Source organism: Bradyrhizobium glycinis (assembly GCF_016031655.1).
GTDB classification, from domain to species: domain Bacteria; phylum Pseudomonadota; class Alphaproteobacteria; order Rhizobiales; family Xanthobacteraceae; genus Bradyrhizobium; species Bradyrhizobium glycinis.
On the sequence record NZ_JACCHQ010000002.1, the window covers coordinates 66623 to 91353 of the forward strand.

General features: G+C 64.9%; 23 protein-coding genes. 10 read left to right on the top strand and 13 right to left on the bottom strand.

Annotated elements, in window-relative coordinates; translation table 11 throughout:
* Position 1: 1 nt before the first annotated feature.
* Positions 2-988, bottom strand: coding sequence for a phosphotransferase family protein (locus HZZ16_RS04635; protein ID WP_197947338.1), 987 nt, complete (start codon positions 986-988; stop codon positions 2-4).
* Entirely contained in the window at positions 985-1773 is a 789-nt protein-coding gene (locus HZZ16_RS04640) for an enoyl-CoA hydratase/isomerase (RefSeq protein WP_197947721.1), read from the bottom strand. The genes HZZ16_RS04635 and HZZ16_RS04640 overlap by 4 nt, the downstream gene beginning before the upstream one ends.
* 166 nt (positions 1774-1939) lie before the next feature.
* Between HZZ16_RS04640 and HZZ16_RS04645 the strand changes: the two genes are divergently transcribed.
* The 3 genes from HZZ16_RS04645 (at position 1940) to HZZ16_RS04655 (ending at position 4794) form a co-directional block, all read left to right on the top strand.
* On the top strand, positions 1940-2719 hold the full coding sequence (locus HZZ16_RS04645; protein ID WP_197947339.1) for an SDR family NAD(P)-dependent oxidoreductase: 780 nt from the start codon (positions 1940-1942) through the stop codon (positions 2717-2719).
* A 127-nt stretch (positions 2720-2846) separates the two neighbouring features.
* Positions 2847-3227 (top strand): VOC family protein, encoded by a 381-nt coding sequence (locus HZZ16_RS04650; RefSeq protein WP_197947340.1) that lies wholly within the window; start codon positions 2847-2849, stop codon positions 3225-3227.
* 289 nt (positions 3228-3516) lie between these two features.
* Positions 3517-4794 (top strand): acyl-CoA dehydrogenase family protein, encoded by a 1278-nt coding sequence (locus HZZ16_RS04655; RefSeq protein WP_197947341.1) that lies wholly within the window; start codon positions 3517-3519, stop codon positions 4792-4794.
* Positions 4795-4889: 95 nt separating this feature from the next.
* On the opposite strand, the gene yghU is transcribed toward HZZ16_RS04655, so the two are convergent.
* On the bottom strand, positions 4890-5762 hold the full coding sequence (gene yghU, locus HZZ16_RS04660) for a glutathione-dependent disulfide-bond oxidoreductase (protein WP_197947342.1): 873 nt from the start codon (positions 5760-5762) through the stop codon (positions 4890-4892).
* Positions 5763-6091: 329 nt separating this feature from the next.
* Between yghU and HZZ16_RS04665 the strand changes: the two genes are divergently transcribed.
* Positions 6092-7225, top strand: coding sequence for a nitronate monooxygenase (locus tag HZZ16_RS04665; protein ID WP_197947343.1), 1134 nt, complete (start codon positions 6092-6094; stop codon positions 7223-7225).
* Between the two features lie 122 nt (positions 7226-7347).
* The gene (locus HZZ16_RS04670) at positions 7348-8856 is read left to right on the top strand and encodes an acetyl-CoA acetyltransferase (protein ID WP_197947344.1); all 1509 of its coding nucleotides are present in this window, start codon (positions 7348-7350) and stop codon (positions 8854-8856) included.
* A 12-nt stretch (positions 8857-8868) separates the two neighbouring features.
* Here HZZ16_RS04670 and HZZ16_RS04675 read toward each other — a convergent pair whose 3' ends face one another.
* From HZZ16_RS04675 to ltnD, 4 genes are all read right to left on the bottom strand, one after another.
* Positions 8869-10560 carry a methyl-accepting chemotaxis protein gene (locus HZZ16_RS04675; protein ID WP_197947345.1) on the bottom strand — a complete coding sequence of 564 codons (1692 nt, stop codon included), beginning with the start codon at positions 10558-10560 and terminating at the stop codon, positions 8869-8871.
* 168 nt (positions 10561-10728) lie between these two features.
* On the bottom strand, positions 10729-12003 hold the full coding sequence (otnK, locus tag HZZ16_RS04680) for a 3-oxo-tetronate kinase (protein ID WP_197947346.1): 1275 nt from the start codon (positions 12001-12003) through the stop codon (positions 10729-10731).
* Positions 12000-12782, bottom strand: coding sequence for a 2-oxo-tetronate isomerase (gene otnI / locus HZZ16_RS04685; protein WP_197947347.1), 783 nt, complete (start codon positions 12780-12782; stop codon positions 12000-12002). Before otnI ends, otnK begins: the two co-directional genes overlap by 4 nt.
* A gap of 13 nt (positions 12783-12795) precedes the next feature.
* The gene (gene ltnD, locus HZZ16_RS04690; protein ID WP_197947348.1) at positions 12796-13713 is read right to left on the bottom strand and encodes an L-threonate dehydrogenase; all 918 of its coding nucleotides are present in this window, start codon (positions 13711-13713) and stop codon (positions 12796-12798) included.
* Between the two features lie 113 nt (positions 13714-13826).
* On the opposite strand from ltnD, the gene otnC reads away from it, so the two are divergent.
* A complete protein-coding gene (gene otnC, locus HZZ16_RS04695) occupies positions 13827-14492 on the top strand; it encodes a 3-oxo-tetronate 4-phosphate decarboxylase (RefSeq protein ID WP_446479841.1) in 666 nt (221 codons plus the stop codon).
* A 122-nt stretch (positions 14493-14614) separates the two neighbouring features.
* Here the strand turns inward: otnC and HZZ16_RS04700 are convergent, their stop codons facing one another.
* The 6 genes from HZZ16_RS04700 to HZZ16_RS04725 form a co-directional block, all read right to left on the bottom strand.
* Positions 14615-15319 (bottom strand): ABC transporter ATP-binding protein, encoded by a 705-nt coding sequence (locus tag HZZ16_RS04700; RefSeq protein ID WP_197947350.1) that lies wholly within the window; start codon positions 15317-15319, stop codon positions 14615-14617.
* Positions 15303-16034 (bottom strand): ABC transporter ATP-binding protein, encoded by a 732-nt coding sequence (locus HZZ16_RS04705; protein ID WP_197947351.1) that lies wholly within the window; start codon positions 16032-16034, stop codon positions 15303-15305. Before HZZ16_RS04705 ends, HZZ16_RS04700 begins: the two co-directional genes overlap by 17 nt.
* Positions 16031-17014: a branched-chain amino acid ABC transporter permease gene (locus HZZ16_RS04710; protein WP_197947352.1), complete on the bottom strand. Its 984-nt coding sequence runs from the start codon at positions 17012-17014 to the stop codon at positions 16031-16033. Before HZZ16_RS04710 ends, HZZ16_RS04705 begins: the two co-directional genes overlap by 4 nt.
* On the bottom strand, positions 17014-17847 hold the full coding sequence (locus HZZ16_RS04715) for a branched-chain amino acid ABC transporter permease (RefSeq protein ID WP_240538114.1): 834 nt from the start codon (positions 17845-17847) through the stop codon (positions 17014-17016). The genes HZZ16_RS04710 and HZZ16_RS04715 overlap by 1 nt, the downstream gene beginning before the upstream one ends.
* Positions 17848-18114: 267 nt before the next feature.
* Complete coding sequence (locus HZZ16_RS04720) at positions 18115-19359, bottom strand: ABC transporter substrate-binding protein (RefSeq protein WP_197947353.1); 1245 nt, start codon at positions 19357-19359, stop codon at positions 18115-18117.
* Between the two features lie 89 nt (positions 19360-19448).
* Positions 19449-20264, bottom strand: coding sequence for a putative hydro-lyase (locus HZZ16_RS04725; protein WP_197947354.1), 816 nt, complete (start codon positions 20262-20264; stop codon positions 19449-19451).
* A 120-nt stretch (positions 20265-20384) separates the two neighbouring features.
* Here HZZ16_RS04725 and HZZ16_RS04730 point away from each other — a divergent pair, with 120 nt between their 5' ends.
* The 4 genes from HZZ16_RS04730 (at position 20385) to HZZ16_RS04745 (ending at position 24688) form a co-directional block, all read left to right on the top strand.
* A complete protein-coding gene (locus HZZ16_RS04730; protein ID WP_197947355.1) occupies positions 20385-21302 on the top strand; it encodes a LysR family transcriptional regulator in 918 nt (305 codons plus the stop codon).
* Positions 21303-21428: 126 nt separating this feature from the next.
* Positions 21429-22679 carry a Zn-dependent hydrolase gene (locus tag HZZ16_RS04735; RefSeq protein ID WP_197947356.1) on the top strand — a complete coding sequence of 417 codons (1251 nt, stop codon included), beginning with the start codon at positions 21429-21431 and terminating at the stop codon, positions 22677-22679.
* Between the two features lie 12 nt (positions 22680-22691).
* Positions 22692-23603 carry an NAD(P)-dependent oxidoreductase gene (locus HZZ16_RS04740; protein WP_197947357.1) on the top strand — a complete coding sequence of 304 codons (912 nt, stop codon included), beginning with the start codon at positions 22692-22694 and terminating at the stop codon, positions 23601-23603.
* Between the two features lie 11 nt (positions 23604-23614).
* A complete protein-coding gene (locus HZZ16_RS04745; RefSeq protein WP_197947358.1) occupies positions 23615-24688 on the top strand; it encodes a malate/lactate/ureidoglycolate dehydrogenase in 1074 nt (357 codons plus the stop codon).
* The last annotated feature ends 43 nt before the right edge of the window (positions 24689-24731 follow it).

Sequence of the window (24731 nt, forward strand, 5' to 3'; positions counted from 1 at the left end):
GTCAGCTCCCGCGCGGCGCAAGAAGCCGCAACAGATCGATCTCGGTCTCGCTGGCGCGGCGGCCGATCATGGCGCGCTCCATGGAATGGTCGGGCCCCTCGCGAAAACGCTGCATCATGCCGCCGCACATGATGCCCCAGCGCAGCGTGCCCATCACTTCCCAGAATTTGACGCGCGCGGGATCGACCTTGCGGCCTGCCGCCTCGTAGCCCGCGAATAGCTCCTCGCGAGAGCCAAAGCCACCGACGGGCTTATCGATCTCGCCGAAGCGCCAGGAATTCACGCAGACCCAGCCGAGGTCCTCCATGGGATCGCCGAGATGGGCGAGCTCCCAGTCCAGCACCGCGCGAACGCCATCGGCGCCGATGATGAGATTGCCGTTGCGGAAATCGCCGTGAACCAGCGTGGTTTCGGCCGAAGGACCGGGATCGTGGTCGCGCAGCCAGCGCAGCGCCAGCTCGAACACCGGCTTGGGCCAGTTCAGGCTGCGATAATCGCGCTCGAACTCGGCGATCTCCTGGGTCGCATCCCTGCTGCGCAGCTGAGGCAATTTGTGCTGCGGCAGCCGATGGAGACCTGCGAGAATTCCGCCGATCTGCCGCGCCAGATGCGGCCGCGCCGCCGCGTACTCCTCATCGCGAAGAATCTTGCGCGCAATGGTCTCTCCCTCGATCCGCTGCATGATAAAGCCGGTGCCGAGATCGTCCTCGGGCGCCAGCACATGCAGTACGCGCGGCGACGGCACGCCGGCTTCATAAGCGAGCTGCATCAGCTGCGCTTCCGCGGCAAGACCGGCCGCGCGGGTCGGCGCTGCGCCATAGCCTTTTGGCGAGCGGCGCAGGATCGCGCCGATCGCGCCTTCCGGATGCACGATGTCGAAGCGCCAGGTTTCCTGGCTGGCGCCGCCGGAAAGCTTTGCCGCAGAGGTCGCGCCGGTCGCCCCTTCGCACCAGCGCCGGACGCTGCGTGAAAGCGCCGCCTCGATCATTTGCCCTTGAACTGCGCGGGCCGCTTCTCGAGGAACGCGCCGACGCCCTCGCGGAAATCCTCGGTGTCGCCGGCACGAAGCTGGCACTGGAATTCGAGATTGAGCTGATCCTCGAAGGAATTCTCCGGGCTGTCCCAATAGAGCTTGCGGATCAACGACAGCGCCACGGTCGGGCCGCTGGCGAGATCGCGCGCCAGCTTCATCGTTTCCTCCATCAAGACGCCGTCATCGTAGACGCGGTTGACGAGGCCCCATTCCAGCGCCTTCTCGGCCGGCAGCCGCTCGCCCATCAGCGACAATTCGATCGAGCGCGCGCGCCCGACGAGCCGTGGCAACAGCCAGGTCGAGCCACAATCCGGCACGAGCCCGATGCGGCGGAAGGCCTGCAGGAAATAGGACGAGCGCGCGCACAAAATCATGTCGCCGAGCAGCGCGAAGCTCATGCCGGCACCGGCGGCCGGGCCATTGACCGCGGTGACGATCGGGCAGTGCAAATTGCGGATGCGGCGCAGGAAGGGATGAAAGCCCGTCTCCAGCGTCAGGCCGGCCTTGGTCTTCTTCGCCTGGTTGTTGCGACCTTGCAGATTGGCGCCGGTGCAGAACGCCCGCCCCGCACCGGTCAGCACCACGCAGCGCACCTCGTCCTTCTTCTCCTCGATCGCATCGAGCGCCTCGGAAAGACCGCCCAGCATGTCGACGGAGACCGCGTTCATCACCTCCTGATGGTCGAGCTTGAGGATCGCGACGGAGCCATCGAAGTCGAGCGTGACGTGTTTGAACTGCATGGTTTCCTCGTCAGTTGCGGCCTGCGTCAGTTTCGCAGGCCGGAATTCGTTTTGCCGGGGCGCATATTTGATTTTTGGCGCGGTCTTGTCCATGGTGATCGGAGCATAGCAAGCAATCTTGTGCGCAGCGGCTGATAAGCGCCAGACGAAGAACAGGAAACGCGCCATGAACCTCTTCGACCTCTCCGGCCGCGTGGCCGTGATCACCGGTGGCAATGGCGGCATCGGGCTCGGCATCGCGCAGGCGCTCGCGGGCCAGGGCTGCAACGTCTCGATCTGGGGCCGCAATGCTGACAAGAACAAGGCCGCTGCCGCGAGCATGGCGGGCCTCACCGGCAAGGTCGACAGCCGCGTCTGCGACGTCAGCGACCCGGCCTCGGTCGATGCCGCGATGAAGGCGACGCTCGACACTTTCGGCCGCGTCGATGGCTGTTTCGCCAATGCCGGCATCGGCGGCGGCGGCCGGCGCGCCTTCATCGAGCGCACCGAGGAGGAATGGCGCACGATGTTTTCGACCAATCTCGACGGCGTGTTCCACGCGTTCCAGGCCGCAGCCAGGCACATGACGGATCGCGCCAATGCCGGCGATCCCTTCGGCCGGCTGGTTGCGACCTCGAGCCTCGCCTCGATCTTCGGCACCGCGCGCAACGAGCATTATGCCGCGACCAAGGCCGCCATCAACGCGCTGGTGCGCGCCCTGGGCGTCGAGCTGGCGCGTCACGGCGTCACCGCGAATGCGATCCTGCCCGGCTGGATCAAGAGCGACATGACCGCAGGACTCATGGCCAACGACAAGTTCGTCGCCAACGTGATGCCGCGGATTCCCATGCGACGGTTCGGCGAGGCGTCCGATTTCGGCGGCATCGCGGTGTATCTGATGAGCAAGGCGTCGTCGTATCACACCGCGGATACGTTCGTGATCGACGGCGGCTATACCGCGTTTTGAGATTTCGTAGGTGGGCAAAGCGCTGTTGCGCCGTGCCCACCATAAGCATTTTCGAATGTCGTGGTGGGCACGCTGCGCTTTGCCCACCCTACGGTTTCTGGTTTGTTAGCGCAGAGGGAACGGGCAAATGTTTTCACACGTCATGATCGGCACCAACGACCTGGACAAGGCCAAGGCGTTCTACGACAAGCTGCTCGGCACGCTCGAGGTGCGGCCGGCCAGGGTCGACGGCCATCGCATCTTCTATATCACCAAGACCGGCGTGTTCTCGGTGTCGAAGCCGATCAACGGCGAGCCGGCGACGTGCGCGAATGGCGGCACGATCGGCTTTGCCGCCAATTCCCCGGAGCAGGTCGATGCGTGGCACGCGGCGGGCGTCGCGGCCGGCGGTAAGTCGATCGAAGATCCGCCCGGCGTGCGTCAGGGCCCCGGCGGCAAGCTCTATCTCGCCTATCTGCGCGACCTCGACGGCAACAAGATCTGCGCGATGCACCGGATGCCGGCTTGAGGCCGACCGATCTCTCCTCGTCATTGCGAGGAGCTCTTGCGACGAAGCAATCCAGACGACCGCCGCGGCAAGATTCTGGATTGCTTCGCTCCGCTCGCAATGACGGAGTCCTGGGGGATAGGACGACGCTTCAGCCCACTTGCGCGCCGTCCCATTCAAACAACATTTCAAACGCCTCGCGATATTCCATCGCATGGCATGGCTTCGCGCGCGAAAATGCGCGCTCGCACTTTGCCGGCGCTGCGACTATTCTCGCCGCCAGCACGATCTCAGCACTCCGGGAGGACCAATGACAAAACACACCTACATTCCCCGTACCACCAACTACACGCTCAATCCCGGCGACGAACTCAACGACTTGCGGATGTCGGACCAGGTCCGGCCGCTTTACGATCACGTCAAGAAGTTCATTCGCGACACCGTCGAGCCGATGTCGATCGAGTTCGCCAAGGCCGGCGAAGGCAAGGAAGATCGCTGGAGCTTTACGCCGAAGCAGCTCGAAGTGCTGGAGAAAGCGAAGAACAAGGCCAAGCAGGAAGGCCTCTGGAACTTCTTCCTGCCCGATGACGAGACCGGCCAAGGCCTGAAGAACCTCGACTACGCCTATATCGCGGCCGAGCTCGGCAAGAGTCCGCTGGCCTCGGAGACCATGAACTGCTCGGCGCCCGACACCGGCAACATGGAGGTGCTGGAACGCGTCGGCACCAAGGAGCAGAAGGAGAAGTGGCTGAAGCCGCTGCTCAACGGCGAGATCCGCTCGGCCTACGTCATGACCGAGCCGAACGTCGCCTCCTCCGACGCCAAGAACATCTCGACCACCGCAAAGCTGGTCGGCGATGAATGGGTGATCAACGGCGAGAAGTACTACATCTCGGGTCTCGGTGATCCCCGCTGCAAGATCCTCATCGTGATGGTGAAGACCAATCCGAACGCGCCGCCGAGCAAGCAGCAGTCGCAGATCCTGGTGCCGCGCGACACGCCTGGCGTCGAGGTGCTCGGGCCGATGTACGTATTCGGCCAGGACCACGCCCCGCGCGGCCACATGCACATGCGCTTCAACAATGTGCGGGTGCCGAAGGAGAACATCCTGCTCGGCGAAGGCCGCGGCTTCGAGATCTCGCAGCTCCGCCTCGGCCCGGGCCGCATCCATCACTGCATGCGCACCATCGGCAAGGCCGAGAAGGCGCTCGACCTGATGGTGCAGCGTGGCCTCACCCGCGAGGCCTTCGGCAAGAAGATCGCCCATCTCGGCGGCAACATGCAGATCATCGCGCAGGCGCGCTGCGAGATCGAGGCGATGCGGCTGATGGTCCTGAAAGCCGCCAAGGCGATGGACGTGCTCGGCAACAAGGAGGCCCGCGTCTGGGTCTCCATGGTCAAGGCCATGGTGCCCGAGCGCGCCTGCAAGATCATCGATCAGGCCATCCAGATGCACGGCGCCACCGGCATCTCGCATTGGACCCCGCTCGCCGAGATGTACCAGGATGTGCGGCACCTGCGCTTCGCCGACGGTCCGGACGAGGTGCACTGGATGGTGGTGGGCCGCCACGAGCTGAGCATGGCGTGAGGCCGTAGGGCGGATTAGCGAAGCGTAATCCGCCGAGCGTATGCGGGACGAAGAAGGGCGGATTACGCCTTTCGGCTAATCCGCCCTACGAAACCTCACGTCACCGGTGCTAGCTTGTCCTGCGTCTTGGTTTCGAAATCGGATGCGTCGTGGCGCTCGTGGAGCTGGCTGGCAGGATCGCCGGAGACGCGGTTGACCATGCGGCCGCGCTTCACGGCCGGGCGCTTGGCGATCTGGTCGGTCCAGCGCTGCACGTTCTTGTAATCCTGCACCGACAAGAATTCGCCGGCGCCATAGACCAGCCCCTTGGCGAGCGCGCCATACCAGGGCCACACCGCGATGTCGGCGATCGTGTAGTCCTTGCCGGCGAGATATTCGTTGTCGGCGAGACGCCGGTCGAGCACGTCGAGTTGGCGCTTGGTCTCCATCGCGAAACGGTCGATCGCGTATTCGATCTTGGTTGGCGCATAGGCGTAGAAGTGGCCGAAGCCGCCACCAAGATAGGGCGCACTGCCCATTTGCCAGAACAGCCAGGACATCGCCTCCGTGCGGGCCTTGATGTCCTTCGGCAGGAAGGCGCCGAACTTCTCGGCGAGGTAGAACAGGATCGAGCCTGACTCGAACACCCGGATCGGCTCGGGGCCGGAGCGATCCATCAGTGCCGGGATCTTGGAATTCGGATTGATCTCGACGAAGCCGCTGCCGAACTGCTCGCCGTTGCCGATCCTGATCAGCCAGGCGTCGTATTCGGCGCCCTTATGGCCGAGCGCCAGGAGCTCCTCCAGCATCACGGTGACCTTGACCCCGTTCGGCGTCGCCAGCGAGTAGAGCTGAAGCGGATGCTTGCCGACCGGCAGCTCCTTGTCGTGGGTGGGGCCGGCGATCGGGCGGTTGATGTTGGCGAACTGCCCGCCGTTCTCCTTGTTCCAGGTCCAGACTTTGGGCGGCACGTAAGGGGTATCGGTCATGCGGAGCTCCGGGAAAAAGGATGCGTCTGCATTAATTAGCCCGCAAACGGCCGATGGCAAGGGCGCCGCAATGCATTGCCGGACGGGACAACTCTGCGTTTTGTCATGGCAGCCCCTCCCCGCCGTCATTCCGGGGCCGGGTTCTCGCTTGCGCGAGCCCCGGAACGAGGGCGCCACTTGGGGCGCCGCCGCCTTTGGCCCGTCGGATAGAGCGCAACGTCTACGCACAAGATGCCTCGCCGAATCCGGCATGTCATCGATCGGCTAGCGTCACGTTGCTTTGGCAGCGAAAGCAGCGAGAATGCGAAGCCTGCCGCCGGGAGAGAGCCATGAAATCGCCGATCTGCGACATGCTGGGGATCGAATTCCCGCTGCTCGCCTTCAGTCATTGCCGCGACGTCGTTGCCGCCGTCAGCCGGGCCGGCGGGTTTGGCGTGTTGGGCGCGACGGTGCATATGCCGGATACGCTCGAGCGTGAGCTGAGGTGGATCGACGATCAGGTCGACGGCAAGCCCTACGGCATCGACGTTCTGATCCCGGAAAACATCTCGACCGCGGGCGAGAAGGACGTCACCTGGAAGAGCCTGGAAGCGCGCGTGCCGCAACAGCACCGCAACTACACGCGCGATCTCCTGAAGAAGTACGACATCGAGCTGACCACCACCGACGTCGCGGACAACCAGCCGCAGCCGTTCGACGGCAAGACCGCGCTCCAGCTGCTCGAGGTCTCCTTCAATCATCCGATCCGCCTCATCGCCAATGCGCTGGGCGTGCCGCCAAAGGCGATGATCGAGATGGGCAAGAAGCATGGCGTGCCGGTCGCAGCGCTGGTCGGCGCCAAGGAGCACGCGCTGCGGCAGGTCGCGGCCGGCGTCGACATCCTCGTGGTGCAGGGCACCGAGGCCGGCGGCCATTGCGGCGAGGTCTCGACCATGGTGCTGGTGCCGGAGGTGATCAAGGCGATCAAGCCGATCCGCGACGTGCCGGTGCTGGCGGCCGGCGGCATCATGACGGGACGGCAGATGGCGGCCTGCATGGCGATGGGCGCGGCCGGTGCCTGGACCGGCTCGGTGTGGCTCGCAACAATGGAGGCAGAGACCACGGAGATTTTTCGCGAGAAGATGATCGCGGCCTCCTCGCGCGATGCGGTGCGCTCGAAGGGCCGCACCGGCAAACCGGCGCGGCAGCTCCGCTCGGTCTGGACCGATGCCTGGGACCGCGCGCCGGACAGCCCGGGCGCGCTGCCGATGCCGCTGCAAAGCATCATCAGCCGCGACGCCTTCCATTCGATCGACCGGGCCGCCGCAAGCGGCAACGCCAAGGCGCGCGATCTCGTCAGCTATTTCGTCGGCCAGGGCGTCGGCCTGATCGACAGCGTGAAATCGGCGGGCGCCGTGGTGCAGGAGTTCAAGCAGGATTTCGCCGAAGCGGTCGAGCACATGAATGCGCTGGTGGCGGAGTAGTCACCCCGTCTTCATTGCGAGCGCAGCGAAGCAATCCAGGCTGCCGCCGCGGAAAGATTCTGGATTGCTTCGCTGCGCTCGCAATGACGAACAACTGATATCGTGAATTGAAGCAAGAAGAGATGACCAATATCCCCGAAGACCGCATCCCCGTCATCGTCGGCATCGGCGAGATCGTCGACCGCCCGAACGAGATCACCGAGGGTCTCGAACCTCTCGACCTGCTCGAACAGGCGCTGCGGCGCACCGAACAAGACGCCGGTGCGAAACTGCTCGGCGAGGTACAATCGCTCGACGTCGTCAATTTCCTGAGCTGGCGCTATCGCGATCCGGAGCAGCTTTTGGCGCAGCGCCTCGGCATCTCACCCCCGCATTGCCATTACGGTCCGGTCGGCGGCGAGAGCCCGATCCGCTATATCCACGAGGCGGCCCAGCGCATCGCGCGCGGCGAGTGCAGCGTGGCGGCGATCTGCGGCGCGGAGGCGCAATCGACCGCGACCAAGGCGGAGCGCGCCGGTGTCAAGCTGCCGTGGACGCCATTCGCCCATGACGTCGAGGAGCCCAAGCGCGGCGCGGCATTCCAGAAGCCGTTAGCGGTGAAGCTCGGCGTGTTTCGGCCTGTGACCGTCTATCCATTCTATGAAGCGGCCTCCTCTGCGCATTGGGGGCAGACGCCGCGCGAAGCCATGGCGGAATCAGGCACGCTGTGGTCGCGCTATTCGGACGCCGCCGCGCAGAATCCAAATGCTTGGCTGAAGCGGCGTTATGCGCCGGAGGAGATCACGACGCCGACCGCGGACAACCGGCTGATCGCCTGGCCCTACAACAAGCTGATGGTGGCCAACCCCAGCGTCAACATGGGCGGTGCGCTGCTGCTCGCCAGTCTCGCCAAGGCGCGGGCGGCCGGGGTCGCCGAAGAAAAACTGGTCTACCCGCTCGGCGGTGCCTCGGCGGAAGAGCCGCGCGACTATCTGTTGCGCGACCAGTTTTACGAAAGCCACCCGCAGAACGCCGTGCTGAAAGCGGTGACGGATCTCGCCGGGCGCGACGGCAGACAATTCGACGCGATCGAGCTCTACAGCTGCTTCCCCTGCGTGCCCAAGATGGCGCGGCGGACGCTGGGCTTAGGTGCCGACGTGCAGCCGACCGTGACCGGCGGCCTCACCTTCTTCGGCGCGCCGCTCAACACCTACATGACGCACGCGGCCTGCGCGATGGTGCGCCGTCTGCGCGACGGCGCCAGGCTCGGCCTGCTCTATGGCCAGGGCGGCTTCGTCACCAAGCACCACGCGCTGGTGGTGTCGAAGACGCCGCCGCGCGAGGCGCTGGCGCAGGAAACGAGCGTGCAGGCCGAGGCCGACCGCAACAAGCGCGCGGTGCCGGAGTTCGTCGCTGAGGCCACTGGCAAGGGCAAGGTCGAGAGCTTCACCGTGCTCTACGGCCGTGGCGGCGATGTCGAGCATGGCGTCGTGATGCTGCGAACGCACGACGATCGCCGCACGCTGGCGAGGATCCCGGCGAGCGACGGCGCGACGCTGGCGCATCTGCTCGACATGGATCGCACCCCGGTCGGCTCGCTCGGCGAGATCGCTATGGCAGCCGATGGTGTGCCGGAGTGGCGGGTGGCATAGCGATTGCGCGCCTCACGCAGCGCGAACGCTCGTCAGGAACCTGCTGACCTCGGTCTTCAGCCGGCTCGAATCGTTGGACAGCATCTGCGCCGCGGACAGCACCTGCGAGGAGGCCGTGCCGGTCTCGGTCGCGCCTCGCTGCACGTCGGTGATGTTGGACGATACCTGCTGGGTGCCGTGAGCGGCCTGCTGCACGTTGCGGGCGATCTCCTGCGTCGCGGCGCCCTGCTCTTCCACCGCAGCCGCAATGGCCGAGGAGATCTCCGACAAGCGCTCGATGGTCGAGGAGATTTCCTTGATGGCCCCGACCGAGTCGTTGGTCGCCGCCTGGATGCCGGAAATCTGCTGGCCGATCTCGCCGGTCGCCTTCGCGGTCTGCTCCGCGAGCGCCTTCACCTCGGAGGCGACGACGGCAAAGCCGCGGCCGGCTTCGCCCGCGCGCGCCGCCTCGATGGTGGCGTTCAGCGCCAGCAGGTTGGTCTGGCCGGCGATGGTGTTGATCAGCTCGACCACGTCGCCGATGCGCGCGGCGGCCTTGGACAATTCGCTGACGCGCTCGGTGGTGGCGCGGGCCTGACCGACGGCATCGCCCGCCATCCGCGCCGATTCCTGCACCTGACGGCTGATCTCGCCGACCGACGAGGCCATCTCCTCGGTCGCCGAAGCCACCGATTGCACGTTGGTGGAGGCTTCCTCCGAGGCGCCCGCCACCGTAGTCGCCAGCCGCTGCGAGCGGTCAGCGGTCGCAGTCAGGGTCGAGGCGGAAGCCTCTAACTGGCTCGAGGCTGACGACACGGTCTGCACGATCTCGCCGATCATCGTTTCGAATTCGCGGGTGATGTTGTCGACGCGGCGGCCACGCTCGATCTTGGCTTCGGCATCGGCCGCGGCGGCTTCGTCGGCGGCCTTCTTGGCGATCAGCGCCTCCTTGAAGATCTGGAGCACGTCGGCCATGACGCCGATCTCGGTCTTCTCGCCGCGATGCGGGACTTCGGCGGAGAGGTCGCCCCGGCCCAGCGCCTGCATCGGCAGGGTGATCGAGTTGATGCCGCTGGAGACGTCGCGGACGAGATAGAAGCTGACGGCGATGCCGATGACGATGGCAGCGCCGAGAATGGCCGAGACTAGCATGAAGGTATAGGCGTAGCTGTCGGCGGCATCGGTGGCTGCCTGGTTGCCACCCTTGGTGTTGAGATCGATGTCCTTCTGCAGGACCTCGTCGGACTTCAGGCCGATCTTGTTGACCGTCTTGGTGTTGAGCTCATGCGACGCATGCGGAACCTTGCCCGCCTCCATGCGCGACAGTTCCATGACATCCTCAGCGCCCTTCTGGTACTCGGCCCACAGCTTCGACCACTCCGCATAGAGCGCCCGCTCTTCCGGCGAGGTGATCATCGGCTCGTAGTTCTTTCGAGCCTTGGCCAACATCTCCGTGACAGTCGCCGCAGTCTGTTCCGCCGCCAGCTTTTCATCGAGCGTCTCGGACAACATGTGCTCGCGGACTACGTTGCGATAGGTGATGACGGCGGCCCGGATCTCGCCCAGCACCCGCACGCTCGGCATCCAGTTCGTCGTGATGTCGACCGTATTGGCGTTCATCGACCGCATCTTCATGATGGCGAGCAGGCCCATGCCGGCCATCGCGACGAGCAGGAACGCCACGACACTGATGATCTTGGCGCGGATGGAAATGTTGGCGAACATAATCGGATCTCGTTGTGCTGGCGCGGATGCGCGTCGAAGCTCTAAGAATCAACCAAAGAGGAGCTGCGGCGACATCTGAGCGCAGAGCACCTGCGCAAATGTTAACTGCGGCTCCGTACGAGTACCGAAGCCGAAAGAAATGAACGATGGGCTAAGGAGGCTCTGCGCTCAGCGCATGAGCCTAAGCGCATCGGAGAAGAAGTCCGGACCGCCAAAATTTCCAGATTTCAAAGCGAGCAACATCTCGCCGGAGCTTGCACCTACCGCGCGTAGCACCGGGACTCCCGCCGCAATCTCCACTCCTACGAGAAATCCGGGAATCTTCAACCGATCGACCACGGCGCCGGATGTCTCGCCACCGGCGACGATCAAGCGACGGACCCCGGCCTGCACCAGCCCCTCCGCGATCCCGGCCATGGCCTGCTCGATGGCGTGGCCTGCGGCATCGCGGCCATGGCGTGCCTGCACGGCCGCGACGGCGTCCGGCGTCGCGCTCGAAGCGATCAGCACCGGACCTTCCGCAAGCCGCGGCCTTGCCCAGTCCAGCGCACGCTGCGCTTCAGCGGCGCCCGCGACGATCCGTTCCGGATCGAGATGAAGCACCGGCATGATGCGTTCGGCGCTGGCGATCTGCTGAAGCGTCGCCTGCGAGCAGCTGCCGGCAAGGCATGCCGCCAGGCCGCCGACGGCTGCGCCGGTTTCGCCGCTCGGCGCCGGCTTCACCTTGCCCGTCGACACCAGCGCGCGCGCAAGCCCCAGGCCCATGCCGGACGCGCCGACCGACAGAAGGTGTTCGGCGGCCACGAGCCCGATGGTCTCGAGGTCGCGGTCGAACACGGCGTCGACGATCGCAGCACCGATGCCCTTGGCGGCGAGCTCGGCCAGCCGTGCCCGCACGGCGTTCGCGCCGCGCGTGACGGTGGCGAGATCGACGAGGCCGACCTGCGTCCTGCTCTGGCGCGCCAGCACGCGCACCAGGTTGGAATCATGCATCGGGTTGAGCGGATGAACCTTGAGCGGGCTCTCGTTGAGCGGCACGGCGCCGACGAACAGATTGCCCTGATAGACGGTGCGCCCGGTCTCCGGAAAGGCCGGCGTCACGAGCACGTTCGCCTCGCCGCAATCGGTGCGCAGCGCGTCCATGACTGGTCCGATATTGCCGGCATCAGTGGAATCGAAGGTCGAGCAGATCTTGAACAGCACGTGGCCCGCACCGCGGCCGCGCAGCCATTTGTCCGCCGCGCGCGAGCGCGATACGGCAAGGCCGGCCTCGATCGAGCGGCTCTTCAGCGACACCACGACGGCATCGACCTCGGGCAGCGCCAGATCGTCGGCAGGTATGCCGATGGTCTGGACGGTGCGCAGGCCCGCGCGCGTCAGCGTGTTGGCGAGATCGGAGGCGCCCGTGTAGTCGTCGGCGATGCAGCCCAAGGCAAGGGTCACGGCTTCACTCCCGCATAGGGTGTGAACCAGGCAAGGCCATCGGTGGTCTTGCCGCGCGGATTGTATTCGCAGCCGACGAAGCCGGCATAGCCGAGCCGGTCGAGCTCATCGAATAGGAATGGATAGTTCAGCTCCTCGCCGTCGGGCTCGTTGCGCGAGGGAATGCTGGCGATCTGGATATGGCCGATGATCGGCATCATCTCGCGCAGCCGCATGGTGACGTCGCCATGGATGATCTGGCAGTGATAGATGTCGAACTGGAGTTTCAGGTTCGCAAGCCTCAGCTCCTGGATGAGATCCCGCGCGAAGCCGAAATCGTTGAGGAAGTAGCCGGGCACGTTGCGCGCATTGATCGGCTCGATCACGACGTCGATGCCGTGGGGCGCGAAGAACTCGGCAGTCCACGCCACCGACTTGTAAAACGCCTCGATCGCGACGCGCTCGCTGCGGTTGGCGATGCCGGCCATCAGGTGCAGGCGCTTGACGCCGGTCGCCTTGGCATAAGGCAGCGCCGTCTCCAGGCTCGCCTTGAGATCGGAGAAGCGCGCCGGCAGCGCGGCAAAGCCCTTCTCGCCAGCGTTCCAGTCGCCCGGCGGGAGGTTGAACAGCGCCTGGGTCAGGCCGTTGCGCTTGAGCCGTTCGCCGACGGCCTCGGCGGGATGCTCGTAGGGAAACAGGAACTCGACCGCGGTGAAGCCCGCTTGCGCAGCGGCGTCGAAGCGGTCGAGGAACGGCACCTCGGTGAACATCATCGAGAGATTGGCGGCGAAACGGGGCATCGGAGATCCTCTGTTACTTGTCGCCGGGCAGCTTGACGCCAGTGACCTGCGCATACATGCGCGCGACCGATGCGTCGTCATCGCGGCCCATGCCGGCGGCCGATGTCATCAGGAACATCTGGAGCGCGGCGGCGGAGACCGGCACGGGGAATCGGGCGCTACGCGCCATATCCTGGATGATGCCGAGATCCTTGACGAAGATCTCTACCGCGCTTCGCGGCGTGTAGTCGCCATCGAGCACGTGCGGCATGCGGTTCTCGAACATCCAGGAATTGCCGGCCGAGGCCGTGATCACCTCGTAGACCTTGCGGATGTCGAGGCCCTGCTTGGCTGCGAACGCCATGGCTTCGCTGGCGGCGGCGATGTGCACGCCGGCGAGCAGCTGATTGATCATCTTGAACGCAGCGCCCTGCCCGGCGGCATCGCCGAGCTCGTAGAGCTTTGCCGCCATGGCATCGAGCGCGGGCCGCGCTTTGGCAAAGGCGGCCGAGCTGCCGGAGGCAAGAATCGTCAATTCGCCTTGCGCGGCGCGCTGCGCCCCGCCGGAGATCGGCGCATCCAGATAGTGCCGGCCGGTCGCCTCCAGCTGCTTGGCCAGGCGACGCGCCACGTCGGGATCCATCGTCGCCGAGGAGACGAACACGCTGTCCTTCGGCATGGTCTCGGCGGCGCCATCCTTGCCGAACAGGATGGTTTCGGTCTGCGCGGCATTGACGACGACGCTGACGACGATGTCTGCGTCCTTGGCCGCTTCGGCCGGCGTCTTGGCCCCCGCGCCGCCGTCCTTCACGAAACGCGCGACGGCATCCGCCGAGACGTCGCAGCCGGTCACGGCATGGCCGGCGTGCTTGAGCGAGGTCGCCATGCCAAATCCCATCGAGCCAAGCCCGACGACGGCGATACGCTGATTTTGTGAGGTGGAGGCCGACATGCAACTGACCCTTGCGAACGTTTCCCAAATAGCCGCCCTTTGCGGCAGCTTGGCAACCGAATAACACGGCTTGGCCGCGCTGCCAAAGCGTGAGACAAGCAGGCATGACGGTCATGAGCGACGAAACAAGGCTGCGCGAGGACATCTGCCGCTTCGGACGGTCCCTGTTCGAGCGCGGGCTGACGCCGGGCTCCTCCGGCAATATCAGCGTCAAGCTGGACGACGGCGGCTGGCTGGTGACGCCGACCAACGCTTCGCTCGGCTTCCTCGATCCCGCCAAGCTGTCACGGCTGGACCAGCAGGGGCGGCTGGTGTCGGGCGATGCGCCGACCAAGGAAATTCCGCTGCACAATGCGCTCTACGACACGCGCGGCAGCGCGCGGGCTATCGTGCATCTGCACTCCACCCATTCGGTGGCGCTGTCGATGCTGCCCGAGATCGATCCGCGCGCCGCGCTGCCGCCGATGACGGCCTATTACCTGATGAAATGCGGCGCTACCGCGCTCGTGCCCTATTACCGCCCCGGCGATCCCGCGGTCGCGGATGCGATCAAGGGCCTGGCGGGGAAGTATTCATCCGTCCTGCTCGCCAATCACGGCCCGGTCGTCGCCGGCGACACGCTGGAAGCCGCGGTGTTCGCCACGGAAGAGCTGGAGGAGACGGCGAAGCTGTACCTGCTGTTGCGCGGGATGAACCCGCGGTACTTGTCGCAAGAGCAGGTGACCGATCTGGTGAAGGTGTTCGGCGTGACGCTGCCAGATTATGGGCATGGGGACTGAGCCGCGCTCTAACCGCGTCATTGCGAGCGCAGCGAAGCAATCCAGAATCCCTCCGCGGAAAGACTCTGGATTGCTTCGCTGTGCTCGCAATGACGGTGGATTTGGCAACGGCGTGCGTGTGCCTACAACCCAAGATACGCCTTGCGCACGTCGGGATTGCCCTTGATCTCCGCGGACGGGCCCTGCATCAGCACGCGGCCGGTCTGCAGGATGTAGGCGCGGTCGGCGATCTCGAGACACTCGGCCATGCGCTGCTCGACGATCAGCACGGTCATGCCGGCGTCGCGGATGCGCTTCACCGCCTGGAAGATCTCGTCCACCAGTTTCGGCATGATGCCCTGCGACGGCTCGTCCAGCATCAACAGCCGCGGACGCGTCATCAGCGCGCGGCCGATCGCGAGCATCTGCTGCTCGCCGCCAGAGAGCGTCTCGGCGCGCTGCTCCAGGCGCTCCTGAAGGCGCGGAAACAGGGTGAAGACGAGATCGAGCGGCCCTTCGCGGTCGGCCTCGCCGCGGTAGAGATAGCTGCCGAGGCGCAGATTGTCGCGCACCGACAGGCGCGGAAACAGGCGGCGGTTCTCCGGCACGTAGGCGATGCCTGTCGCCGTGATGTGATGCTGCGCCATGCCGTCGAGGCGCTTGCCGTCGAACGTCACCGTGCCCGAACGCGGACGTTCGGCCCCGGCGATGGACTTGAGCAGCGTAGACTTCCCCGCGCCATTGGCGCCGGCGACGCAGACGATCTCGCCCTTCTCCACCTCGATCGAGACCGCGGAAATCGCGACCAGGCCCTGATAGGCGGTTGTGACTTCACGCACCGACAGCATGACGATCTCCCAGATATGCCTTGATCACCTTGGGATCGCGGACGACGTCGGCGGGCTTGCCCTCGACCAGGACCTTGCCCAGATCGAGCACGATGGCGCGGTCCACCAGCGGCATCACGATCTCCATGACGTGCTCGACCATCAGCACGGTGATGCCGGCATCGCGAACCTTGCGCACCAACGCGACGCCGGTCTGCGCCTCGGTCGGCGTCAGGCCGGTGAGGACCTCGTCGAGCAGCAGCAGTTTCGGCTCGGTCGCAAGCGCCCGCGCGACTTCGAGGCGGCGCTTCTCGGCCGGCACGAGGTCGCTCGCGAGCACGTGGGCGCGCGCGGCAAGGCCGGTGAACTCCAGCACTTCATGCGCCTTGCGGCGCGCCTCGCGCATCACAGTGGTGCGCACCAGCGCACCGACGATGACGTTGTCGATGACCGTCATGGTCTCGAAGCTCTTCACGACCTGAAAGGTGCGACCGATGCCCCGCCGGCAGCGTTCGGCCGCCGGCAGTTTGGTGACGGCCTCGCCGTCGAATAGAATCGAGCCTTGCGTCGGCGGTAGCACGCCGGCGATGAGATTGAACAGCGTCGACTTGCCGGCGCCGTTGGGGCCGATCAGGCCGACGATCTCGCCGCGGCCGACCGAGATGGAGACGTCGCTGTTGGCGACGAGGCCGCCGAAGCGCTGCCAGACGCCGCGGGTTTCAAGCAGCGCGCTCATCGGGCAGCTCCCGTCTTCTTCGGGCGGGAAAACAGGCTCAGCAGGCCGCGCGGCAGGGCCAGCGAGATCAAAACGATCAGCGTGCCGTAGACAATGAGGTCAACACCCCGCCCCGAGCCGCCGAACTTGAATCGCGTCAGCTCAGTCAGCGGGATCAGGATGGCCGCCCCTAGCACCGGCCCCCACAGGGTGCCGATGCCGCCGAGCACGGCCGGCAGCGCCATCAGCAGCGAAAACTGAAAGCCCATGACGCTTTCCGGATCGATGTAGGAGACGAACTGTGCGTAAAAGCTGCCGCCGACGGCGACAAGGAAGGCGGAGACCGCGGCCGCACCCATCTTGGAATTGAACACGTCGACACCGAGGCTCTCGGCCGCCTCCGGGTTGTCCTTGACCGCGCGCCACCAAAATCCCCATTTGGAGTTTTCCAGCCACCACGTCACAAACCAGGCGAGGCAGCACAGCGCCAGCGCGAAATAGAAGTACGGCAGCTTGGTGCGCAGGAACTGGAATTTCAGCCAGCTGTCGCCGCGGATCGGAATGGTGATACCCATCGCGGCGCCTGCCCATTCCCAGTTATGGAACAGAAGCAAGCCGATTTCGGCGATGACGATGGTGGCGATCACGAAGTAGTGGCCGCGCAGGCGAAAGAAGGGATAGCCGAGCCCCATCGCGATCAGCGCCGAGACCACACCGCCTGCCAGCATGCCGAACCAAGGCAGCACGCCGAACTTCGTGAACAGCAGCTCAGTGGTGTAGGCACCCAGGCCGAAATACAGCGCGTGGCCGAGCGAGATCTGCCCGCAATAGCCGGACAGGATATTCCAGCTCTGCGACAGTCCCGCATACATCAGCGTCAGGATCAGGATGTTTTGGACGACGACGTCCTTCACGAACAATGGCGTCAGCGCGGCAATGGCGGCGAGCGCTGCGGCGATGATGAGGTCGCGGCGGCGCCGCACTGCAAAATCCTTGTCCATCACATCGATCCGAACAGGCCGCGTGGCCGGATGAACACAACAAGCAGATAGACCGAGTAGATGCCGACCGATTTCAGCGACGGCGGCAGCACCAGCGCGGTGACCGCTTCGACGAGACCGACGATGATGCCGCCGGCGAAGGCGCCGAACACGCTGCCGAAGCCGCCGAGCGCCACCGTGACATAGGCGATCAGCGCGAAGGAGGCGCCGACGTCGGGATAAATATAGAAGAACACCGCCATGATTGCGCCGGCGAGGCCGACCAGCGCGGCGCCGAGCCCCCAGCCGAACGCGAACACGCGATTCTTGTCGATGCCGACGAGCGCGACTGCACCGGGATCCTCGCGGGTCGCTTCGATCGCGCGGCCGAAATCAGTGCGGTGGATGAAGAAGTAGAGACCCGCAAAAGCCGCGATCGAGACCAGCGCGCCGACCAGTTGTGGCTCCGGCAGGAAGATGCCGCCGACCGAGATGGTTTTGCCGCCGAGCCAGGACTGCGGGATGCTGCGATAGTCCGGCGTGAAGAAGTACTGCGCGAGGCCGCGCATCACGATGGCAAGGCCAAAGGTGGTGAAGATCTGCACCATGCCAGCATTGGCCTTGGCCCGCATGGCGAAGCGTACAAGGAGCAGGTAGACGACCGCTCCGAATATGAAGAGTGCCGCGGCGACCAGCGGTGCCGACAGCAACGGATCGATGGCGAAGAACGCGAACAGGAAGAAGGACAGGTACATCGCGATCATCAGGAACTCACCATGGGCAAAGTTCGTGACGTCCATCAGGCCGAAGATCAGCGCGAGGCCGACCGCGATCAATCCGTAGAGCAGGCCCATCAGAAGGCCGCTCGCGAGACTCTGGATAATGGCTTGGGCTGTCAAAAGTCCGTCCCCCACAATGCGCTCTGGATAAGCGCGGGAGCTGCCTCCTCCGTCATTGCGAGGAGCTCGCGGCAAAATTGCGTAGCAATTTTGCGCTGATGCGACGAAGCAATCCAGACTTTCTCCGTGGATGCATTTCTGGATTGCTTCGCTTCGCTCGCAATGACGTCGCGGAGAGGCAGCTCGGCTAGCTACGCTGTCAAAGTGCTGGTCCCTGGAGATTTACTTCATCGGCCATATCGCCTCGGCGATCGCGGCCTGGGGCGGGAAGATGGTGACGAACTTGCCGCCGACATATTGCAGCAGCACCGGATCGGCGTCGTTGTTCTGGCCCATCTCGTCGAACTTGACGCGCTTCCAGGGCATGATGGTCTTCTCGCCCGGAATATCGGTCGCGGCGAGCGCGTCTCGGATCTTCTCGCCGTCGGTCGACTTGGCGCGGCTGATGGCGTCGGCGAGGATGATCAGGCCCATAAACTGGCGCGAGGTGAGGTCGTTGAAATCCTTGCCGGACCTGGCCTTGAACATCTCATTGATCTTGCCGACCATCGGCCGCTTCTGCGCGAGGTCGAGCGAGAAGGTGCCGCGCGAGATCACGCCTTCGAGCTTGTCGCCGACGGCGTCGTACAGCGCCTTCTCGGAGAAGCCGGCGTCCTGCGCCACGATCGCATTCGGCTTGTAGCCGAGCTCGGCCATGGTCTTGACCAGGAGGATGCCGTCGGTGGTGTAGCTCGACGGCATCAGCACGTCGGCATTGGCGGTCTTGAGCTGCTGCACCTCGGCCGAGAGCGAGGGTGAGTTGGCGCGGTACTTGATGTCGGTGACGATCTTGTAGCCGCGCTCGCCGGCGATCTTGGTCTGGGCATTGCCGGAATCGGTGCCGAAGATGGTGTCCTCGTGGAACAGCGACAAGGTTTCGATCTTGGTGCCCTTCTTCTTCATGGCGTCGAAGAAGTCGAACATCGCGGCCGAGTACATCTCGTCATGCGGCGAGGCGCGGAAGTAATATTTAAGGCCGCGGCGGTGCAGGCTCGGCGAGGAATTGTCGGCGGAAACAAACGGGACCTGATAGCGCTCGCAGATCTGGCTGACGGTGACAGCCACGGCGCTCTGATAAGTGCCGATGACGGCGCAGACCTTCTCCTGCGTGATCAGGCGCTCGGCCTCGGCGCGGCCCTTCTGCGGATCGGCCTGATGGTCGGCGAATACGAGGCGGATCTTGGCGCCGCCGAGGCCCGGCAGGCCTTCGCCCTTCGCCAGCGGCAGGTCGAAATCGCTGTCCTTGTTGATGACTTCGAGCGCGGTCTCATAGGCCTTCTGCGCGTCGACGCCCTGCTGCGCGCTGCCGCCGGAGAACGGATAGATCACGCCGATCACGACTTCCGTCGTTTGTGCGCGCGCTGCCAACGGCACGAGAGCGGCAGTGGCGGTGGCTCCCAACAACACGTCGCGGCGAGTGATCGTCATGGCAAAGTCCCCTGTTACTGAATTTCGGCTGATCGAATGAAGCGATTGATGGACGCGGTAAAGCCCGAAGAAGCAGCAGAAGCTGCCCACTAAATCACGGCCATGTTTCTGTTCTTGAGATCGGTCACCAGCATCAGGCCGGGCGAATGCGTGATCGCGAACGGCAGCTTCGCGGCGTTAATGACCGATTGCGGCGTCACCCCGCAGGCCCAGAACACCGGAATCTCATCGTCGGCGACCGGCACCGGATCGCCGTAGTCGGGCTTGGCAATGTCCTTGATGCCGATCAGATGCGGATGGCCGAGATGCACGGGCGCGCCGTGCACGGCGGGATAGCGCGAGGTGATCTGCACCGCGCGGATCGCATCGGCCGGCTTGAACGGACGCATCGACACCACCATGGGGCCGGCGAACGGACCGGCTTCGCCGCAAGGAATGTTGGTGCGATACATCGGCACGCGCACGTTTTTCTCGATGTGCCTGATCGGCATGCCCTCCTCGAGCAGCGCCTCCTCGAACGAGAACGAGCAGCCGAGCACGAAGGTGACGAGATCGTCGCGCCAGTAGCTCTTCACGTCGGTCGGCTCGTCCACCACTTCGCCGTCACGCCAGACGCGGTAGCGCGGCACGTCGGTGCGGATGTCGAGGTCGGCACCGAGCGACGGGATGTAAGGGCTGCCGACGTCGGACATGCCGATGATCGGACACGGTTTTGGATTCAGCTGGCAGAAGCGATGAAAGGCACCGGCATATTGCGCCGGCAGGATCGCCAGATTGCCCTGGACGTATCCGGGAGCGACGCCGGCGGTGGAGGCGACCAGCCCCTCGCGGTAGGCGAGCCGGGCCTTGCGGCTCGGGAGGGCATCGGGTGTTTCAGTTTGCTGCGCTGCCACCAAAACAGTCATGTGATCGACCTGCCTATAAACTCGACAAAGACAAGCCAACACCAAGCGTGCTATAAAGTCTAATCTTCGTTTCTAATCAATCTCGATAAATCTGATTTATCGATCGGGAAAATCCTTCCAATGCTGGACTTCAGGTCGATCGAGACGTTCCTATGGGTCGTGAAGCTCGGCAGCTTCCGTGGCGCGGCGCAACGGCTCAACACCACCCAGCCGGCAATCTCCCAGCGCATCGCCCAGCTCGAGCGCGAGATGGGCGTGAAGCTCCTGAATCGCGATCATCGCATCGCCTCCCCGACCCCCAGCGGTCGGCAGATGATGGTCTATGCGGAGAAGCTGATCGGCCTGCGCGCTCAGATGATGGCGGAGATCGGCGATGCTTCCGCGATGCGCGGCGTGATGCGGCTCGGAGTCGCCGAGACCATCGTGCACACCTGGCTGCCGCGGCTCGTCAAGAGCGTCAACGAGGTCTATCCCAACCTGTCGCTGGAGATCGAGGTCGACATCACGCCGAACCTCACCGCGCGCCTGCTCGCGCAGGAGATCGAGCTCGCCTTCGTCGTCGGGCCGCTCTCCGCCTCCGGCGTGCACAACCGCGTGCTCGCCGATTATCCGATCGGCTTCCTCGCGAGTCCCTCGCTCGGGCTCGGCAGGGGCCCGGTGACGCCGGCGGAGCTGGCGCGCTTTCCGATCATCACCTTCCCGCGCAAGACCAAGCCCTACGAGGTCGTGCGCGAGGTGTTCGACCGGCCGGAGCTGCCGCCGATCCGCCTGCATGCATCCGCCTCGCTGGCGACCGTCATCCATATGGCGGTCGAGGGCCTCGGCATCGCCGTGATCCCCGACGCCATCGTCGAGAACGAGCTTGCCGACGGGCGGCTGCAGCTGCTCGACACCGATCTCGCCATCGCGCCGCTGACCTTCACCGCAAGCTGGCTCGCCTCGCCCGATGTCGTCGCCGTGGAGCGCGTCGCCGAGCTTGCACGGCAAATTGCGCAGAGCAGCCTCGCGGTTGACGCGCCCGCGCAGGCGCGTCATTGAAAAAGGCGCCGGACAACCTTCAACGTCATTCCGGGATGGTGCGCAGCACCAGACCCGGAATCTCGAGATTCCGGGTTCGGCTCTTCGAGCCGCCCCGGAATGACAGCGACAAATGGAAACGACCGCATGAGCCGAGCCGCCACCAACCTGCAAGTCGATTCCGCCCGCCTGTGGGGCTCCATCCACGAGACCGCGCAGTTCGGCGCGACGGCCAAAGGCGGCGTGCGGCGGCTGACGCTGAGCAGCGAAGACAAGCAGGTGCGCGATTGGTTCCGCAAGGCCTGCGAGGATGCCGGACTGGAAGTCCACGTCGACGCGCTGGGATCGATGTTCGGCCTGCGCAAGGGGCGCGACATGTCGAAGCTGCCCGTCGGCATCGGCTCGCACCTCGACACCCAGCCGACCGGCGGCAAATATGACGGTATCCTGGGGACGCTCGGCGCACTGGAGGTAATCCGCACGCTGAACGATGCCGGCATCGAGACCGAGGCGCCGATCTGCATCGTGAACTGGACCAACGAGGAAGGCTCGCGCTTCGCACCTGCAATGATGGCCTCCGCCGCCTATGTCGGCGACTTCACCACCGACGACATTTTGTCGCGCAAGGACGCCGAGGGCACCACCGTCGGCCAGGCGCTCGACGGCATCGGCTATCGCGGCGACAAGCCGGTCGGTTTCCAAAAGCTCGGCTGCTTCGTCGAGCTGCACATCGAGCAGGGACCGATCCTCGAAGCCGAAGGCAAGACCATCGGCGTGGTCGATTCCGGCCAGGGCGTGCTCTGGTACGACGGCAAGATCTCCGGGTTCGAGAGCCATGCGGGCTCGACGCCGATGCCGCTGCGGCGCGATGCGCTGGCGACCTTGTCCGAAATCGTGCTGGCGATGGAGTCGATTGCGAGGAAGCACGGACCGAACGCGGTCGGCACCATCGGCGAGGCCGTGATCGCCAATCCATCGCGCAACGTCATTCCCGGCGAGATCGCCTTCACCATGGACTGCCGCAGTGCCGACGGCGCCATCATGGACGCGCTCGATCGCGATCTGCGTGCGGCAATCGCCGAGATCGCCGCGCGCCGCAAGGTCGAGGTCAAGATCGATCTCGTCTGGCGCAAGCCGCCGACCCACTTCGATCCGAAGCTGATTGCTGCCGTCGAGAACGCCGCAAAGACGCTCGGCTATTCCTCGCGCCGCATCACCTCCGGCGCCGGCCACGACGCCTGCAACCTCAACACGATCATGCCGGCCACGATGGTCTTCGTGCCCTGCAAGGACGGCATCAGCCACAACGAGCTGGAGGATGCGACGCAGCCCGACTGCGCCGCGGGCACCAACGTCCTCATGCATACCGTGCTGGCGATCGCCGGCGTCGCATCCTGACCGGAGAGAGCCATGCGTGGAGTTTTCGTCGACGCCAATGAATCGCTGGCCGTGATCATGGAGCGGTTGGAGAAGCCTGGTGATCCCAAGGTGCGGATCAACAGGAATCCCGACATCACGCCCGATCAATATCCTGATATTCTCGACGGCGCCGAGATCGCGATCGTCGACCACACCGCACTGCCGACCGAGGTCGCGAAGAAATGCACCGGGCTGAAGCACGTCGTATTCCTCGGCACCGGCGCGCGAAGCTACATGAATCCGGAAGAGCTTAGCCAGCTCGGCATCTCCGTGCATCTGATCAAGGGCTACGGCGATACGGCGGTTGCAGAATCGGCGATCGCGCTGATGTGGGCCTCGGCCCGCGTCATCGCGATGATGGACCGCGAGATGCGGGCCGGCAACTGGCTGCGTGAGGACGGCATGCAGCTCACCGGCAAGACGCTCGGCCTGATCGGCTTCGGCGGCATCGCCGCGGAGGTCGCGCGCATCGCGTCCGGCAGCGGCATGAAAGTGATTGCCTGGAACCGCTCGCCGAAGAGCCACGCGAGCGTCGAATTCACCGACCTCGACAGCGTGCTGGCCAGAAGCGACGTGGTGTCGTTGCACCTGCTGCTCAATGACGAGACGCGCGGCATGATCACGTGCGAGAAGATCCTTGCGATGAAACGCGGCGTCATCCTCATCAACACCGCCCGCGCCGCCATCGTCGACGAAACCGCCATGATCGAGGCGCTGAAGTCGGGCCATATCCGCCACGCCGGCCTCGATGTGTTCAACATCGAGCCGCTGCCCGGCGATCATCCGCTGACCAAGCTGCCGAACGTGACGCTGTCGGCGCATTCGGCCTTCCGCACGCCGGAAGCCAGCGAGAACCTGATTGAAGCGGCGTGGGTGCATTGCCGCCGGATCGTGAAGGGATAAGAGCAACAACAATGGCCGACTATCGCATCATCAAGGCTGAGCCGCTCACCAAGGCCATCCATGCCATCGTCAAGGCCGGCGGCTCCTCGGAACGCGAGGCCGAGCTCGTGGCCACCAATCTCGTCGAAGCCAATCTGAAGGGACACGATTCGCACGGCGTCGGCATGATCCCGCGCTACGTCCAGAGCGTCACCAATGGCGGCCTCGCCGTGAACTCGCACGTCAAGATCGTGCTCGACACCGGTCCGCTTCTCACGCTCGACGGTCTCACCGGCTACGGCCAGGTGATAGGCCATGAAGCGATGGAGCTCGCGGCCGAACGCGCAAAGACAAACGGCGTCTGCCTTGTCGGCCTCTCCAATTCGCATCACATCGGCCGCATCGGCCACTGGGCCGAGCAGTGCATCGACCACGGGCTGGTGTCGATCCACTTCGTCAACGTGATCTCGCGTCCGATCGTGGCGCCCTGGGGCGGCAGCGACGCGCGCCACGGCACCAACCCGTTCTGCGTCGGCATCCCACGCGCCGGCAAGGACCCCATCGTGCTCGACTTCGCTACCAGCAGGATCGCGCAAGGTAAGACCCGTGTTGCCCATAACAAGGGCGTCGAACTGGAGCCCGGCACGATCATTGATCACGAGGGCAAGCCCACGGTCAATCCGCGCTACACCGTGATCCCGCCGTACGGCGCCATCCTGCCGTTCGGCGAGCACAAGGGTTCGGGGCTCGCGCTCGTGTGCGAGATCCTCGGCGGCGCGCTCTCCGGCGGACAGGTGGTGAAGGGACCTTCCGACGGCAAGTACAACGTCCTCAACGGCATGCTGTCGATCGTCATCGACCCGACCAAGCTCGGGACCGCCGAAAACCTCGCGCGCGAGGTCGAGAGTTTCGTCGCCTGGCACACCGGCTCGCCGCCCGCCCCCGGCGTCGACAAGGTCAGGATCGCGGGTGATCCCGAGCGCGAGACCAAGAAGAAACGTCTCGCCCAGGGCATCCCGGTCGACCCGACCACCTGGCAGGAGATTCTGGATGCCGGGAAGAAGTTCGGGCTGGAAGAGGCGGCGATCGAGAAGATCGCGGGCTGAGCCATCACAACAGGTGTCGTCCCGGACAAGCGCAGCGAAGCGG

What these genes read in the sequence shown, in the direction of transcription:
- HZZ16_RS04635 (WP_197947338.1), bottom strand. Translation starts at nt 988, where the DNA reads ATGATCGAGGCGGCGCTTTCACGCAGCGTCCGGCGCTGGTGCGAAGGG.
- HZZ16_RS04640 (WP_197947721.1), bottom strand. Translation starts at nt 1,773, where the DNA reads ATGCAGTTCAAACACGTCACGCTCGACTTCGATGGCTCCGTCGCGATC.
- HZZ16_RS04645 (WP_197947339.1), top strand. Translation starts at nt 1,940, where the DNA reads ATGAACCTCTTCGACCTCTCCGGCCGCGTGGCCGTGATCACCGGTGGC.
- HZZ16_RS04650 (WP_197947340.1), top strand. Translation starts at nt 2,847, where the DNA reads ATGTTTTCACACGTCATGATCGGCACCAACGACCTGGACAAGGCCAAG.
- HZZ16_RS04655 (WP_197947341.1), top strand. Translation starts at nt 3,517, where the DNA reads ATGACAAAACACACCTACATTCCCCGTACCACCAACTACACGCTCAAT.
- yghU (WP_197947342.1), bottom strand. Translation starts at nt 5,762, where the DNA reads ATGACCGATACCCCTTACGTGCCGCCCAAAGTCTGGACCTGGAACAAG.
- HZZ16_RS04665 (WP_197947343.1), top strand. Translation starts at nt 6,092, where the DNA reads ATGAAATCGCCGATCTGCGACATGCTGGGGATCGAATTCCCGCTGCTC.
- HZZ16_RS04670 (WP_197947344.1), top strand. Translation starts at nt 7,348, where the DNA reads ATGACCAATATCCCCGAAGACCGCATCCCCGTCATCGTCGGCATCGGC.
- HZZ16_RS04675 (WP_197947345.1), bottom strand. Translation starts at nt 10,560, where the DNA reads ATGTTCGCCAACATTTCCATCCGCGCCAAGATCATCAGTGTCGTGGCG.
- otnI (WP_197947347.1), bottom strand. Translation starts at nt 12,782, where the DNA reads ATGCCCCGTTTCGCCGCCAATCTCTCGATGATGTTCACCGAGGTGCCG.
- ltnD (WP_197947348.1), bottom strand. Translation starts at nt 13,713, where the DNA reads ATGTCGGCCTCCACCTCACAAAATCAGCGTATCGCCGTCGTCGGGCTT.
- otnC (WP_446479841.1), top strand. Translation starts at nt 13,827, where the DNA reads ATGAGCGACGAAACAAGGCTGCGCGAGGACATCTGCCGCTTCGGACGG.
- HZZ16_RS04700 (WP_197947350.1), bottom strand. Translation starts at nt 15,319, where the DNA reads ATGCTGTCGGTGCGTGAAGTCACAACCGCCTATCAGGGCCTGGTCGCG.
- HZZ16_RS04705 (WP_197947351.1), bottom strand. Translation starts at nt 16,034, where the DNA reads ATGAGCGCGCTGCTTGAAACCCGCGGCGTCTGGCAGCGCTTCGGCGGC.
- HZZ16_RS04710 (WP_197947352.1), bottom strand. Translation starts at nt 17,014, where the DNA reads ATGGACAAGGATTTTGCAGTGCGGCGCCGCCGCGACCTCATCATCGCC.
- HZZ16_RS04715 (WP_240538114.1), bottom strand. Translation starts at nt 17,847, where the DNA reads ATGGGCCTGCTCTACGGATTGATCGCGGTCGGCCTCGCGCTGATCTTC.
- HZZ16_RS04720 (WP_197947353.1), bottom strand. Translation starts at nt 19,359, where the DNA reads ATGACGATCACTCGCCGCGACGTGTTGTTGGGAGCCACCGCCACTGCC.
- HZZ16_RS04725 (WP_197947354.1), bottom strand. Translation starts at nt 20,264, where the DNA reads ATGACTGTTTTGGTGGCAGCGCAGCAAACTGAAACACCCGATGCCCTC.
- HZZ16_RS04730 (WP_197947355.1), top strand. Translation starts at nt 20,385, where the DNA reads ATGCTGGACTTCAGGTCGATCGAGACGTTCCTATGGGTCGTGAAGCTC.
- HZZ16_RS04735 (WP_197947356.1), top strand. Translation starts at nt 21,429, where the DNA reads ATGAGCCGAGCCGCCACCAACCTGCAAGTCGATTCCGCCCGCCTGTGG.
- HZZ16_RS04740 (WP_197947357.1), top strand. Translation starts at nt 22,692, where the DNA reads ATGCGTGGAGTTTTCGTCGACGCCAATGAATCGCTGGCCGTGATCATG.
- HZZ16_RS04745 (WP_197947358.1), top strand. Translation starts at nt 23,615, where the DNA reads ATGGCCGACTATCGCATCATCAAGGCTGAGCCGCTCACCAAGGCCATC.